The sequence below is a fragment of the Serratia sp. Ag1 genome, assembly GCF_000743355.1.
Taxonomy (GTDB): domain Bacteria; phylum Pseudomonadota; class Gammaproteobacteria; order Enterobacterales; family Enterobacteriaceae; genus Chania.
This window is the reverse complement of the sequence record NZ_JQEI01000011.1, coordinates 122,901-136,356: the sequence shown is the minus strand read 5'-3', so window position 1 is coordinate 136,356 and position 13,456 is coordinate 122,901. Positions and strand designations below refer to the sequence as shown.

The 13,456-nt window shown below is 54.0% G+C and carries 14 protein-coding genes and 1 tRNA gene; 14 read left to right on the top strand and 1 reads right to left on the bottom strand.

The genetic code is table 11. The features are described 5' to 3' along the window. The first annotated feature begins 14 nt into the window (after positions 1–14). The 11 genes from nrfE to IV04_RS06920 all read left to right on the top strand — a co-directional run bounded on the left by nrfE (position 15) and on the right by IV04_RS06920 (position 10,323). Positions 15–1,694, top strand: a complete 1,680-nt coding sequence (nrfE, locus tag IV04_RS06970) for a heme lyase NrfEFG subunit NrfE (RefSeq protein ID WP_037398819.1) — start codon at positions 15–17, stop codon at positions 1,692–1,694. Continuing rightward, a complete protein-coding gene (locus tag IV04_RS06965; protein ID WP_037398821.1) occupies positions 1,682–2,068 on the top strand; it encodes a cytochrome c-type biogenesis protein CcmH in 387 nt (128 codons plus the stop codon). Before nrfE ends, IV04_RS06965 begins: the two co-directional genes overlap by 13 nt. Further along, positions 2,065–2,625, top strand: a complete 561-nt coding sequence (locus tag IV04_RS06960; RefSeq protein ID WP_152562828.1) for a tetratricopeptide repeat protein — start codon at positions 2,065–2,067, stop codon at positions 2,623–2,625. The genes IV04_RS06965 and IV04_RS06960 overlap by 4 nt, the downstream gene beginning before the upstream one ends. Positions 2,626–2,760: 135 nt before the next feature. Beyond that, positions 2,761–3,666 (top strand): GntR family transcriptional regulator YhfZ, encoded by a 906-nt coding sequence (gene yhfZ / locus IV04_RS06955; protein ID WP_037398826.1) that lies wholly within the window; start codon positions 2,761–2,763, stop codon positions 3,664–3,666. 9 nt (positions 3,667–3,675) lie between these two features. Next, positions 3,676–4,035 carry a hypothetical protein gene (locus tag IV04_RS06950; protein ID WP_037398829.1) on the top strand — a complete coding sequence of 120 codons (360 nt, stop codon included), beginning with the start codon at positions 3,676–3,678 and terminating at the stop codon, positions 4,033–4,035. A gap of 80 nt (positions 4,036–4,115) precedes the next feature. Continuing rightward, complete coding sequence (locus IV04_RS06945; RefSeq protein ID WP_037398832.1) at positions 4,116–5,291, top strand: YhfX family PLP-dependent enzyme; 1,176 nt, start codon at positions 4,116–4,118, stop codon at positions 5,289–5,291. Next, positions 5,284–6,519: a phosphopentomutase gene (locus IV04_RS06940; RefSeq protein ID WP_037398835.1), complete on the top strand. Its 1,236-nt coding sequence runs from the start codon at positions 5,284–5,286 to the stop codon at positions 6,517–6,519. Before IV04_RS06945 ends, IV04_RS06940 begins: the two co-directional genes overlap by 8 nt. Further along, entirely contained in the window at positions 6,516–7,409 is an 894-nt protein-coding gene (locus IV04_RS06935) for a phosphotriesterase-related protein (protein ID WP_037398841.1), read from the top strand. The genes IV04_RS06940 and IV04_RS06935 overlap by 4 nt, the downstream gene beginning before the upstream one ends. A gap of 77 nt (positions 7,410–7,486) precedes the next feature. Then, on the top strand, positions 7,487–7,849 hold the full coding sequence (locus IV04_RS06930; protein WP_037398842.1) for a DUF2620 domain-containing protein: 363 nt from the start codon (positions 7,487–7,489) through the stop codon (positions 7,847–7,849). Between the two features lie 10 nt (positions 7,850–7,859). Beyond that, the gene (locus IV04_RS06925; protein WP_037398843.1) at positions 7,860–9,209 is read left to right on the top strand and encodes a YhfT family protein; all 1,350 of its coding nucleotides are present in this window, start codon (positions 7,860–7,862) and stop codon (positions 9,207–9,209) included. Between the two features lie 22 nt (positions 9,210–9,231). Further along, positions 9,232–10,323: an aminotransferase class V-fold PLP-dependent enzyme gene (locus IV04_RS06920; RefSeq protein ID WP_037399963.1), complete on the top strand. Its 1,092-nt coding sequence runs from the start codon at positions 9,232–9,234 to the stop codon at positions 10,321–10,323. A gap of 414 nt (positions 10,324–10,737) precedes the next feature. Here the strand turns inward: IV04_RS06920 and IV04_RS06915 are convergent. Then, positions 10,738–10,827: transfer RNA gene (locus tag IV04_RS06915), tRNA-Ser, on the bottom strand. Between the two features lie 210 nt (positions 10,828–11,037). Between IV04_RS06915 and ghrA the strand changes: the two genes are divergently transcribed. From ghrA to IV04_RS06900, 3 genes are all read left to right on the top strand, one after another. Next, positions 11,038–11,979, top strand: coding sequence for a glyoxylate/hydroxypyruvate reductase GhrA (ghrA, locus tag IV04_RS06910; RefSeq protein WP_037398845.1), 942 nt, complete (start codon positions 11,038–11,040; stop codon positions 11,977–11,979). 112 nt (positions 11,980–12,091) lie between these two features. Continuing rightward, positions 12,092–12,829, top strand: coding sequence for a phosphatase (locus tag IV04_RS06905; RefSeq protein WP_037398847.1), 738 nt, complete (start codon positions 12,092–12,094; stop codon positions 12,827–12,829). 41 nt (positions 12,830–12,870) lie between these two features. Continuing rightward, the gene (locus IV04_RS06900) at positions 12,871–13,449 is read left to right on the top strand and encodes a molecular chaperone (protein WP_037398849.1); all 579 of its coding nucleotides are present in this window, start codon (positions 12,871–12,873) and stop codon (positions 13,447–13,449) included. The last annotated feature ends 7 nt before the right edge of the window (positions 13,450–13,456 follow it).

Genomic DNA, 13,456 nt, shown 5'->3' with positions numbered 1-13,456 from the left:
ATAAGGCGGTAAGCGTGCTGTTGTGGTTACCCGAGTTGGGTTTTGGTGCTTTGTTGCTGGCTTGTGTAGCGTCATTGCTGATGTCTGGCGTGACGCTGTTTGCGCGTAGAGTGCGATTGCCGGTGCGCGGCTGGATCCTGGCGATATTTACGCTGGTGGCGTTGGCATTCGCTATTCTGCTGCTGCTGTTTTTACGCGATGATTTTTCTGTGATGTATGTGGCCCAGCATGGGCACCGGCAACTGTCTGGCTGGCTTAAAACTGCGGCGTTGTGGGGCGGCCACGAAGGCTCATTGCTGCTTTGGTTACTGTGCCTAAGCGGATGGGCTGCCAGCTTTGCTCTGGGCAGTAAACCGCAGGATCCGCTGGCGGGTAGGACGTTGGCTATTCTGGCGCTGATTATCGGCTGTTTTCTGGTATTCATACTGTTGTTTTCCGATCCTTTCGTCCGCATTTTCCCCCCAGCCGTTGAAGGGCGCGATTTGAACCCGATGCTGCAACACATCGGGCTGATCCTGCATCCACCCTTGTTGTATCTCGGCTATGCCGGGTTTGCCGTCTGTAGCGCATTGATGTTGGCGGCTTTACTCAACGGTGAGTTTAGCGCCCAGATTGCCGGGCAATGCCAGCGTTGGGCCAATCCTGCCTGGTGCTTTCTCACTGCCGGGATCATCCTGGGTTCCTGGTGGGCCTACAGTGAACTGGGCTGGGGCGGCTGGTGGTTCTGGGATCCGGTAGAGAACGCGTCTTTACTGCCTTGGTTGACGGCAACGGCGCTGCTGCACAGTTTGGCCGTCAGCCAGCGCACTGGCGGGTTGCGGCATTGGTCGCTGCTGCTCACGCTCGCGACTTTTGTGCTCAGCCTGTTGGGAACCTTGATTGTGCGCTCCGGCGTCCTGCTCTCGGTGCATGCTTTTGCACTGGATGAACAGCGGGCGTTACCGTTGTTTGTGCTGTTTGTGTTCCTGAGTGGAGCCTCTTTCCTGATCTACGCCTTGCGTGCTCACCGTGGTGAGCGGCCTGTGCCACCAGCTCCCTCTGTGCTGTTGGCAGCTTTGTTACTGTTCAGTTCAGCCGCACTGATCGTCCTGATTGGCACGCTCTACCCGATGCTATACCGGCTATTCGGCTGGGGGCAGATTTCCGTTGGTGCGCCTTACTTCAATCTGGTTCTGCTGCCTTTTGGTTTACTCGCGCTGATCTTGATGTGTTTGAGTGGCTTCCGCCGCCAACTCCCGCAGTGGATTGCACACAGTGGCGTGCTGTTGGTGGCTTTGGGGATCCTGTGCTCCACGTTGCAAAAGCATGAGATCAGCCAGAATGTGGCGGTAGGGGAAACGGTGACGCTGGCGGGTTATGAATTCGCGTTTCGCTCGATCGAACTGCAGGCGCACGGCAACTTTACCAGTGAGCAGGCGGTGATTGAGGTTTCACAGCAAGGGAACGCAGTGAGCCAACTCCGGCCTGAACGGCGTTTTTACACCGCGCGTCGACAGCAGATGTTTGAACCGGGCATTGATTGGGGCCTGTTACACGACTGGTACGTGGTGATGGGGGAAAAGAGCGGAGAGAATCGCTACGCCATGCGGTTTTATGTGCAGACCGGTATCCGTTGGATCTGGTGGGGCGGCGCACTGATGATCATCGGCGTGTTGGCCGCAAGTTGGCAGAGGAGGAAGCCATGCGCAGATTAGCCACTTTACTGTTGCTGTGCGGTTTAGCATGGCCGTTATGGGCGCAGGTGGTTGATACCTGGGCATTCTCCTCGCCAGTCGTGCAAGATCGGGCTTTGTCGGTGGCGGCTAAAATACGTTGCCCGCAGTGCCAGAATCAGAACCTGTTGGAGTCGAATGCACCAGCGGCGGTTGCCATGCGTCATGAGGTTTTTGCCATGGCAGAGCAGGGTAAAACGGCAAGCGAGATCATGGGTTTTATGACCGCGCGCTACGGTAATTTTGTGCGCTATCAACCGGCGTTAGAAGCCTCAACGCTGATCCTGTGGGGATTACCGCCGCTGATGCTGTTGACGATCGTGCTGGTACTGTGGCGCAGCAGGAGCAAGCGATGAAACCGCACCGTTTTCAACTGCTGTGTATCGGTTTGGTGTTGATGATCGCGGTTAGCCTGTATCTTGCCAGCGGTCGCCCGGCAAACCTCTTGGCTCAGCAGCAGGTGCAGAGCCTCACCCCACCACAGCAGACTGAGAAGCAACTGATTCAGCTCCAGCAAAAACTCCGCCAAACTCCGCAAGACAGTGTGCTATGGGCGCAATTGGGTGAATATTATCTCTACACGGATAATTTTGACTCGGCACTCAAAGCTTATCAGCAGGCATTGGCGTTGCGGGGCAGCAACCCTGAGCTGTATTCCGCGCTGGCGACGGTGCTTTATTACCAGGCCGGGCAACATCTCACGCCGCAGGCGGCCAGCTATATCGAAAAAGCCCTCAAGATAGACAAAGACGAAGTATCAGCTTTGATGCTGTTGGCTGCGGACGCTTTCATGCAGGCAGATTATCAACGGGCAATTGGCTTGTGGCAGCGTCTTTTAGACGGTAATTCACCGCGAGTCAATCGCCAGCAGCTTATCGAGGCGATTAATATGGCAAAAATGCTGGCGCGCTAACTTGTTTTATTGCCCTTGGGCTAAAAAGGCGTGAACGCGGCCCTAATGTGACACCTCTCCGGTTTTTAGTTTTCTCGCGTTGACCTTTATATTCATTTTTATGAATATAAAACTAATCAAACGGCAAAGTGCAAAATGAACCATAAATTTATTAAAAAAGAGGGGATTGCCCAAGCGTTCTTGGCCCGCTATCTGCTGACTGAGCAGATCGGTTGCAGGCTGAAAACTATTGATGCCCTGGCTAAAGAAAGTGGTTTATCCGTGGGCCTGATGCAAGGGGCGTTAAAAAGCCTTGAACAAGCTGGGGCGATAGCCGTTGAACGCCGTGGGCGCAATGGCAGTTTTATTATCGCCGCCGATCATAAGGCACTGCTCAAGCATGCGAATATCGGCAACGTTGTTTGTGCCATGCCACTGCCTTATACCCGGATCTATGAAGGATTAGCCAGCGGGTTAAAAGCCCAGTTTGCAGAGATTCCTTTTTATTTTGCCCATATGCGGGGATCGGATATCCGCATTGAGTGCCTGCTGAACGGGCTTTACGATCTGGCGGTGACCTCAAAACTGGCCGCAGAAAGTTATGTGCAGCAACAGCAGGTGCAGATTGCGTTGTCGTTGGGGGAACACAGTTACACGGAGCAGCACCGGCTGATTTATCGCCTTGGCGAACGGGATGGTATACGCAGGGTCGGGATAGACAATGCCTCTGCGGATCAGAAGATCATGACCGACGTATTCTTTGTTGGGCAGGCGATTACCTTGGTTGATATCTCTTACCATGAATGCCTGAAACAGATTATCTGCGGTGATATTGATGCCGCGATCTGGAACGTGAACGACGATGAAGAGTTAACCCGCCTGGGGTTGATGACCGAACCCCTCAGCGGCGATGAGAGCTTTACCAGCGCATCAGAGGCGGTGATCCTGACCCGCTATCAGGATGTGCAAACGCAGCAGTTGTTATACACCATGGTGGATCTACAAAGCCTGTTGTTCCACCAGCAACGCGTCGTTGCGGGTGAGATAAGGCCTGTTTACTGAGGGATGAATATGGAACAACGATTCCAGCTGCTTTGCCAAGGCGGCGTGATTGATAGCGAAGTACGCGATGGCATGTTGAGGGTGCTTGACGCATTGGACAACCGTTGGTCTATTCCGGTGCGTAATGAGCAGGGGGTGATGGCGTTGACCCATATGGCCAGTGCCCTGATGCGTTCAAAGCAGAATATTGTTATTCAGGCTTTGGATGAAGAGCTGCAACGTGAGATTTGCGAGGCAGAAATCTATCCGCAAGTTTTGCTCATTCATCAGGATCTGTTGCAGGTGTCGGGCCATCAACCCCATCCCAATGAAGAAGGGTATCTGTTGGCGAATCTCTATAGTTTGCTACAGGCGCACAACCCGCACTGAGATCTTATTTTATGGGTTAAATATTCATAATAATGAAGATATAAAACGATCATTATCGTCAGGGCTGCAGAAGAGAAAATATGTTTATTAACGCACTGCAAAAGCAAAACCCCAAGATGATTGGTGTAGCCAGGGAATTATGGGCTCAGGGGCTTATCTTGCCCGATACCTATGTGATTGATGTTGATAGGGTACTTGCCAATGCCCGCCAACTGTTGCAGGTGGCTCAGGCATGCGGCATTGAACTCTACCTTATGACCAAACAGATTGGCCGTAACCCTTGGTTGGCTGAGCGTTTGGTGGCACTGGGTTATCGTGGCGTAGTGGCGGTGGATTTTCGCGAGGCGCAGAACCTGTCCGCCGCCGGGGTCCCGCTGTGCCACGTGGGGCATCTGGTCCAGATCCCCGATAAACTGATCCCGCAGATCTTGGCACAGCGGCCTGAGGTGATCACCGTTTTCTCGCTGGAGAAAGCGGCGAAAATTGCTGAGCAGGCTCAGCGGCTGGACTATGTGCAACCGGTTATGCTGAAAGTGTTTGCGCAGGGCGATCTCCTTTATCCCGGGCAAGAGGCCGGTTTTGTGCTGGAGCAACTGCCAGAGGTGGCGGCGAAAATTGCCGCTATGCCGGGGCTACGGTTACAAGGGGTAACCCATTTTCCGTGCTTGCTGTGGGATCCACAACAACAGCAGACCTTACCGACGCCTAACCTGCAAACCCTGCTGCAGGCCAGCCAACAGCTACGGCAATGTGGCTTTGAGATTCGGCAGATCAACGCCCCTTCTGCAGCCAGTTGCACCACGCTGCCGCTGCTGGCACAGCATGGCGCGACCCATACTGAGCCTGGCCACGCGCTGACCGGCACCATGCCAGCCAATAGCAAAGGCGATCAGCCAGAGCAGATCGCCATGCTTTATCTCACCGAGGTTTCTCACCATTTTGCCGGTAACAGTTATTGCTATGGCGGTGGTTATTATCGCCGGGGCCACGTGCTTCATGCCTTGGTCGGCTCAGAGCCAGGCGGTTCACTGTTGGCTGCAAACGTGCAGCCGCAGAATGAGTCAAGCATCGATTATCACATTGGTCTGCAAGGAATATATCCCATCGGCAGCCCGGTTTTCATGTGCTTTCGCACCCAGATTTTTGTCACTCGAAGCGATGTGGCACTGGTCTCTGGCATTGCTACAGATAAACCGAAACTGGAAGGCGTTTACGACAGCCAGGGACGGGTGAAAAAAGGGGGCTGTAATGGCTAAGTTTCTGGTTCTGGTGATTGACAGCTTCGGCGTTGGTGCCATGGAAGATGTTGCGCAGGAACGGCCTCAGGACATGGGTGCCAATACCTGTGGCCATATTTTGCAGGCCTATCCTGAGATCCGTTTGCCAACGCTGGAACGGCTGGGATTGATTAATGCTCTGGGTTTTCAAGCCAATATCATGCAGCCTTGCGCCAGCGCGCTGTTTGGCACCGCCAATCTTCAGCATGAAGGGGGCGATACCTTTATGGGGCACCAGGAAATCATGGGTACCCAACCACAAGCTCCGTTGTGTATTCCTTTTTCATCGGTAATCGATTCGGTCGAAGCGGCTTTGCAACAGGCAGGCTACTCAGTAATGCGTATCGGTGAGCGGTTGCAATACCTGTGGGTGAATGAGGCGGTAGCGGTGGGGGACAATATCGAGGCCGATCCAGGCCTGGTATTTAATGTGACCGCCAATCTGACGCAGATCCCGTTCGACGAGGTCAAGAAAATTGGCCGCATGGTGCGCGAGCAGGTCAAGGTGGCCCGGGTGATTGCCTTTGGCGGGCTGATTGGCGACAACCAACGCATCCACCGGGCGGCAGAGAGTCGGCAAGACCAGTACATCGGCATTAATGCCCCCGCGTCGGGTGCCTATGAGCAGGGGTTTCAGGTGCAGCACATGGGGTATGGCGTCGATGCTGCTGTACAGGTGCCGCAGAAATTGCACCAGGTAGGCATCAGCACGGTACTGATCGGCAAGGTCGCCGATATCGTAGATAACCCGCATGGCACCAGCTATCAGGATTTGGTGGATAGCCAGACTATCTTGGACATCACGCTCGCTGAATTGCAGAAACCGGGGGACCGTTTTATCTGCACCAATATTCAGGAGACCGATCTTGCTGGCCATGCCCAGAGCGTGGAGCGTTACCTCGATCGCCTGCAACTGGTGGATGGTTATCTGGAGAAGATATTACTGAGTTTAGCCGCAGAGGATTGCCTGATCGTCACAGCCGATCACGGCAATGACCCAACGATTGGCCACAGTAAACACACGCGGGAAAAGGTGCCACTGCTGGTTTATCGCCAAGGTGCGTCTGCCGGGGAATTGGGGTTACGCAGCACGCTGTCGGATATTGGTGCCACCGTCTGTGATTTCTTCCATGCTCCCGCCCCGCAGAATGGCCGCTCATTCCTGCCACTCATCAGGCCGCACGATCGGCACTGGAGCACGCTATGACAAACGCGAAACGCTGGATCGATGACACCGGTTACACCTATGTGCATGAACATCTGCATATTGATCTCTCCGGTGGCAAAAACGATCTCGACTGTAAGTTGGGTCAATATGATCTGATCTGCCAGGAAATGCGTGAACTGTTCGCACTCGGGGTGCGCAACATTGTGGAAATGACCAACCGTTACATGGGGCGTAATGCCGATTTTTTACAGGCATTGATGCGGGACAGCGGGATGAACATTATCGCCTCTACCGGTTATTACCAGCAGGCATTCTATCCTGCACACCTGGCACAACTCAGCGAAGCGCAAATTGCGGCGGAAATGTGCAGCGAGATTGAACATGGCATTGATGGCACGGCGATGAAAGCCGGAGTGATCGCAGAAATTGGCTCCAGCCGAGGGAGAATTACTGATGACGAGCGGCGAGTGTTTGCTGCTGCCGCTCAGGCCCATCAACGGACGGGCAGGCCAATATCGACCCATACCACCCTCAGCACCATGGGCTATGAGCAGTTACAACTGCTGCAACGCTTTGGTGTGCCTGCCGAACACATTGTGATCGGGCACTGCGATCTTACCGACAACCTGGACATCATTCTGCCGATTTTGGACCAAGGTGCCTGGGTGCAGTTCGATACCATCGGCAAAAACAACTATTACCCCGACAGCAAACGGGTGGCGATGCTGAAAGCGATTGCTGAGCGCGGCCAACTGGGACAGGTGATGCTCTCAATGGATATTACCCGGCGTTCCCATTTAAAGGGCAACGGTGGGATCGGCTTCGCCTATCTGTTGCACACCTTTGTGCCGATGTTGCTTGAAGCCGGTCTGTCGCAACGTGATGTCGACCTGATGTTGCGTGATAACCCGGCTCGATTTTTTAACTGATAGCTGCCCATCGTCATTCAAGCTGTAACGGGCATTGTTAGGATACCGCTAGTTAACTGAATAAAAAGGAAAAATAGATGAAATTTGTAATTGGTGGCCAGATCGAAAAAGAAAAAATTGCCGATACCGTACGCCGTTTTGCTGGTGAGAAAGCAACGTCTATCAGCATTATGAACGATATCGAAGCTGCAATGAGCATCAAAAGCGGGCAGGCCGATATCTATCTGGGTGCCTGCAATACCGGAGGTGGCGGCGCGCTGGCGATGGCGATCGCCATTATCGGCATGGATAAATGCGCCACTGTGGGCATGCCAGGCAAGATCCTGTCCGACGAGGAGATCGCCGCCTGCATTAAAGCGGGCAAGATTGCTTTCGGCTTTACGGGGCAAGACATTGATGCGGTGGTGCCGGTGATCATTAACACGCTGTTCTCTTTGTGAGGCTGTTGCCATGGAACACTCATTTTTAATGCGACTGCTTGAGATCGACCCGACTAAAGCAGGGCTATTGGCGCTGATCGGGGCGATTTCCGCCATGATGGCTAACCGGGGGATTGCAGTATTTCATGATGGTTTGCGCCCGCTGATGCCTGAATATCTGGAAGGGCGCATGAGCCGCAAGGCACTGGCGGCCACCAGTTTTGCGTTGAGCTTTGGGCTGATTATCGGCTTCGGGCTGCCGTTTTCTCTCACTGCACCGATTATTCTGGTGCATAGCCTGCTGCTCGGGACTGATGTTATCGGCGTTTGGAGTGCCGACAGCCGCAAAGGGTTGGTGTTGTCTGGCGTGATTGGCGCGCTGTACGCGATTGCTTTGCTGACCGGGTTACGTTCGGTGGTCGAGCTCTTCAGCCATATGCCGGTAAACTTTATGAGTAATCTGGGCAAAGTGGGCGATCCTATTGTGGCCTGTTTCGCCCTGTTCCCGGCTATTGTGGTGGGTTATCAATATGGTTACCGCAAAGGGATCTGGGTGCTGCTGGCAACGCTAGTGGGGTATCTTGCCACACAGGCTGTCGGCAACCTCAGCTTTGGTGGTTTGATTGCCAACCCTGTCAAGCTTGATCCCAATGGCAGCGCGCTGCTGCTTTCCATGATCGCCATGTTCTACTTTGCCATGAAAGAACGCCCGGCACAGCCGACCGACAGCCAACAACCAGGGGCGAATGAAATGCTGGTGGGGCTGTTTTCCAGCCGTATCGAACGTATTCAGAAGAATAAATGGCTGCTGGTGCTGAGCGGCGGGCTGACGGCGGTGGCGGCAACCATGTCCTTCAGCCTGCTGGCAGAAGGGCCGGTATCACTGCAATTGATGGCCCATGGTGAGCAAACCAGTGCGATGTTGGTGGCGCTGGCACGTGCCATCAGTTTTGTCCCCTTGGTGGGCATGACCGCCATTGCGACAGGCGTTTACAGCCCCGATGGGATGAAGTTTGTCTTCGTTGCTGGTCTGGCGACCAATAACCCGTGGATAGCCTTTATTGCGGGCTGCGTCATTATGCTGATGGAGATCCAGTTACTGACCAAAATCGCGATCGGGCTGGATAAATACCCTGGCGTCAAAGCCTGTGGTGACCATATCCGTACCGCGATCACCAAGATGCTGGAAGTGTCGTTGCTGGTTGGGGGGATGATTGCCTCAAACGCTATCCTGCCGGGCATGGGCTTTATGGTGGTGGCAGGGCTTTATCTGCTGAACCGCACGTCGAAGCGGCCACTGGTCGAGATGGCTATCGGGCCGATTGCCACGATCATCGTGGGCATTCTGGCCAACATTATTCAGATTGTCGGCATTGGCTGATTGCCGCATGAGGTGAAGCATGATCAGGACTTTTCCACTCACCAGCATGGATATGGAGCAGGCTCAGCAGGCCCAATTCCGGCTGGTGGATACCATCTGCCGTCATTTCCCCGGGGCCGAGTTTTTGACCCAAGGGGATTTGGGGCTCGCGCCTGGGCTTAATCAGCCCAGAATAACTCGGCAGGTTGAAGCGGTTATCGCCCAGTTTTTTGCTGCCGAAGCCGCAGTGCTGGTGAGTGGTGCCGGTACTGGCGCGATCCGCTGTGGGCTGGCAGCGTTGCTTAAATGCGGTGACAGCCTGTTGATCCACGATGCGCCCATTTACCCCACCAGCCAGGTGATTATTGAGCAAATGGGGTTACGCTTGATCCGGGCTGATTTCAATCAGCCGGAGCAGATTGCCCAAGCGGTGCGTGAGCACCGCCCGGTGGCCGCGTTGGTGCAACATACCCGTCAGAAAATTGATGATAGCTATGATTTGGGGGCGGTTATCCATCAGTTGAACCAACTGGCGATCCCATCGGTGGTTGATGATAACTACGCGGTGATGAAAGTGGCGAAGATTGGTTGCGAACAAGGGGCAACGTTATCGACCTTCTCCAGCTTTAAGCTGTTTGGCCCTGAGGGGGTTGGTGTAGTGGTGGGGCAGCAGCAGGCCATCAGCGCCATTCGCAACAACATGTATTCTGGCGGTAGCCAGATCCAAGGGTTTCAGGCGATGGCGGTGTTGCGCGGGCTGACGTTCGCCCCGGTTATGCATGCGGTTCAGGCACGGGTGAATGAAGAATTGGTGCACCGCTTGAATCAGGGCGAAATACCACAGATAAAACAGGCGTTGCTGGCAAATGCGCAATCTAAAGTGTTGCTGGTGGAGTTTCATCAACCGATCGCCGAGGCTGTGTTGCTGCACGCGCAGCAACTGGGGGCATTGCCTTACCCTGTTGGCGCTGAGTCCAAGTATGAGATCCCACCTCTGTTTTATCGGGTTTCCGGCACTTTCCGCCAGGCCGATCCCAGCCTGGAACAGCGCATGATCAGGATCAACCCCAATCGCAGCGGTGCAGACAGTATTCTGCGCATACTGCGTGAAAGCTGTCAGGCTGCTGTGGTTTAGATTCTCACCCCTCCCAGTACGGGGAAGATAAAAGCAAAAAAGCCTGAACGTGAATTCAGGCTTTCTCTTTGAATATGGCGGTGAGGTCGGGCTTGATTCGCTGCGCTCACCCTGCGGGCGGCCTTTGGCCGTCCAAAATGGCGGTGCCATTTTGTCGAACCCTGTCGAGGATTCTCGCCCCTCTCTTTTGGGGAATATAAAAGCAAAAAAGCCTGAACGCGAATTCAGGCTTTCTCTTTGAATATGGCGGTGAGGTCGGGCTTGATTCGCTGCGCTCACCCTGCGGGCGGCATTTGGCCGTCCAAAATGGCGGTGCCATTTTGTCGAACCCTGTCGAGGGTTCTCACCCCTCCCAGTACGGGGAATATAAAAGCAAAAAAGCCTGAACGTGAATTCAGGCTTTCTCTTCGAATATGGCGGTGAGGGAGGGGTTCGAACCCTCGATACACTTTCGCGTATACACACTTTCCAGGCGTGCTCCTTCAGCCACTCAGACACCTCACCATATTGTCATCGGCAACGATTACGCTGTCGATGGGCGCTAATGTAGGAGAATCTTTTCCAAGCGTCAATACTCTTCTTACATCGCGGAGCGCGTTTAGCTAAACTTGCAGCAATCTGCTGATTTGACGCACGATCATCTGTAATTTAATCCTCGGCAGGGGCAAGCTCTGCGTTAATTGAGGGAACAAGCACTAACCAAGGAACCAGGCAATGAATATCATCTTTTATCATCCCTTCTTTGCAGCTCAGGAGTGGTTGGCGGGCATGACACAGCGCCTACCGCAGGCTAATGTGCGGCAGTGGCGAGCAGGAGATAAAGATCCGGCAGATTATGCGCTGGTATGGCGGCAACCGTATGAGATGCTGGCCAACCGCCGCGATCTGAAAGGGGTATTTGCTTTGGGTGCGGGGGTTGATGCCATTCTTGCGCAGGAGCGTCAACACCCCGGTACTCTGCCTGACGGTGTGCCATTAATGCGCCTGGAGGACAGCGGTATGGCTCAGCAGATGCAGGAGTATGCGCTGGCCTGCGTCTTGCGCTATTTCCGTCGTTTTGATGAGTATCTCATGCAGCAACAGCAACAACGCTGGGTACCGCTGGAGCCTTATCAGCAGTGTGATTTCACCATCGGTATTCTCGGTGCGGGCGTGTTGGGCAAAAGCGTGGCACAAAAGTTAGTGGAGTTTGGCTTTCAGGTGCGTTGTTGGAGCCGTAGCGCCAAACAACTTCATGGGGTACAGAGCTTTGTTGGCAAGGAACAGTTAACGGCATTTCTTGCTGGCACGCGCTTGCTGATCAACCTGTTGCCTAATACGCCGGAAACGGTGGGGATCCTTAATCGCTCACTGTTCGCGCAACTAATACCAGGGGCTTATTTGCTCAACCTGGCGCGAGGGGCGCATCTGGTGGAAAACGATCTGTTGCGGGCGCTTGAACAGGGGCAAGTCGCTGCGGCAACGCTCGATGTGTTCGTTAACGAACCGCTATCGCAAGCACATCCGTTTTGGCATCATCCGCGAGTCACTATCACCCCGCATATTTCTGCCATTACCTTACCCGAGCAGGCAATGGACCAAATTGCGGCTAATATCCTGGCGCTTGAGGCGGGCAAAGCACCTACGGGTCTGGTTGATCTTCAGCTTGGCTACTGATAGCTTCCCGCTCGCGCTGCTGATGACAGCGTTAACTGCTATGATGAAACAGACCGGCCCACCGTGCCTGGCAACCCTATAAATATAGGTAAGCACATAACAAGGAAAAATAATGTACCCCGTTGATTTACATATGCATACCGTCGCCAGTACCCATGCTTACAGCACTTTGCATGACTATATTGCAGAGGCGAAGCAAAAAGGCATCACGCTGTTTGCCATCACCGACCACGGGCCGGACATGGCCGATGCGCCCCATTATTGGCACTTTATGAATATGCGAGTCTGGCCGCGTTTGGTGGATGGCGTCGGGATCCTGCGTGGTATCGAAGCCAACATCAAGAATCTGGCAGGTGATATCGACTGCACCGGCCCGATGCTGAATGAAATCGATCTGATTATTGCCGGGTTCCATGAGCCGGTTTTTGCGCCGCAAGGTAAGGCGGCCAATACCGAAGCCATGATTGCCGCTATGGCGCAGGGAGATGTGCATATCATCAGCCATCCGGGTAACCCTAAGTATCCCATTGATATTGCTGCGGTTGCTGCGGCGGCTGCGAAGTATCAGGTGGCGTTGGAACTGAATAATTCTTCATTTACGCATTCGCGCAAAGGTAGCGAAGCCAATTGCCGGGCCGTGGCCGCAGCGGTGCGTGATGCTGGGGGCTGGCTGGCGCTGGGTTCTGATTCACATGTGGCTTTCTCACTGGGGCAATTTGAACACTGTGAACGTATTATTCAAGAGGTGAATTTCCCGCAGGGGCGTGTCTTGAATGTGTCACCGCGTCGTTTGCTGAATTTTCTTGAGCAGCGTGGCAAGCCAGCGATTGCGGAACTGGCGGATCTGTGACATCGTCACGGCAAATTTTCCGTATTGAATAGGGCTTGATTATGAATGAGTTTTCCGTTGTCTGCCGGGTGCTGGGGTCGCTGTTTTATCGCCAACCGCAGGATCCGTTGCTGTTACCGCTGTTTACCCTGATCAAAGAAGGTAAACTTCAGCAGCATTGGCCACTGGAGCAGGACGAACTGTTGGTACGCCTGCAGCAGCAGTGTGAGGCTCCTCAGTTGGCCGCTGATTTCAATGCGATGTTTGTTGGCAGTGAGTGTAGTGTGCCGCCATTCCGTTCTGCCTATGTTGAAGGGTGCAACGAAGCCGAAGTGCGCGTTTTCCTGCAACAGCGTGGCATGCCGTTGGGTGAAGCCCCTGCCGATCATTTCGGTTCACTTTTGCTGGCAGCTTCTTGGCTGGAAGATCAATCGCAAGAAGACGAAGCGCAGGCGCAAATCACGCTGTTTGATGAGTTTCTGCTGCCGTGGTGTGGGCGTTTTCTGGGCAAGGTGGAAGCGCATGCCACCAGCGGTTTCTATCGCACTTTGGCATTGATTACCCGTGATGCGATTGCGGCGATGCGCGACGAGTTAGCGGACTATGAGCAGGCAGACGCAGGTTCAGACGAAGAAGAGTGATGTTTAA

Excerpts from the sequence above, each read along its gene's own strand:
- IV04_RS06925 (WP_037398843.1), top strand. The coding sequence starts at position 7,860 with ATGGAACACTCATTTTTAATGCGACTGCTTGAGATCGACCCGACTAAA.
- IV04_RS06950 (WP_037398829.1), top strand. The coding sequence starts at position 3,676 with ATGGAACAACGATTCCAGCTGCTTTGCCAAGGCGGCGTGATTGATAGC.
- IV04_RS06940 (WP_037398835.1), top strand. The coding sequence starts at position 5,284 with ATGGCTAAGTTTCTGGTTCTGGTGATTGACAGCTTCGGCGTTGGTGCC.
- ghrA (WP_037398845.1), top strand. The coding sequence starts at position 11,038 with ATGAATATCATCTTTTATCATCCCTTCTTTGCAGCTCAGGAGTGGTTG.
- yhfZ (WP_037398826.1), top strand. The coding sequence starts at position 2,761 with ATGAACCATAAATTTATTAAAAAAGAGGGGATTGCCCAAGCGTTCTTG.
- IV04_RS06930 (WP_037398842.1), top strand. The coding sequence starts at position 7,487 with ATGAAATTTGTAATTGGTGGCCAGATCGAAAAAGAAAAAATTGCCGAT.
- IV04_RS06965 (WP_037398821.1), top strand. The coding sequence starts at position 1,682 with ATGCGCAGATTAGCCACTTTACTGTTGCTGTGCGGTTTAGCATGGCCG.
- IV04_RS06900 (WP_037398849.1), top strand. The coding sequence starts at position 12,871 with ATGAATGAGTTTTCCGTTGTCTGCCGGGTGCTGGGGTCGCTGTTTTAT.
- IV04_RS06945 (WP_037398832.1), top strand. The coding sequence starts at position 4,116 with ATGTTTATTAACGCACTGCAAAAGCAAAACCCCAAGATGATTGGTGTA.
- IV04_RS06905 (WP_037398847.1), top strand. The coding sequence starts at position 12,092 with ATGTACCCCGTTGATTTACATATGCATACCGTCGCCAGTACCCATGCT.
- IV04_RS06960 (WP_152562828.1), top strand. The coding sequence starts at position 2,065 with ATGAAACCGCACCGTTTTCAACTGCTGTGTATCGGTTTGGTGTTGATG.
- IV04_RS06935 (WP_037398841.1), top strand. The coding sequence starts at position 6,516 with ATGACAAACGCGAAACGCTGGATCGATGACACCGGTTACACCTATGTG.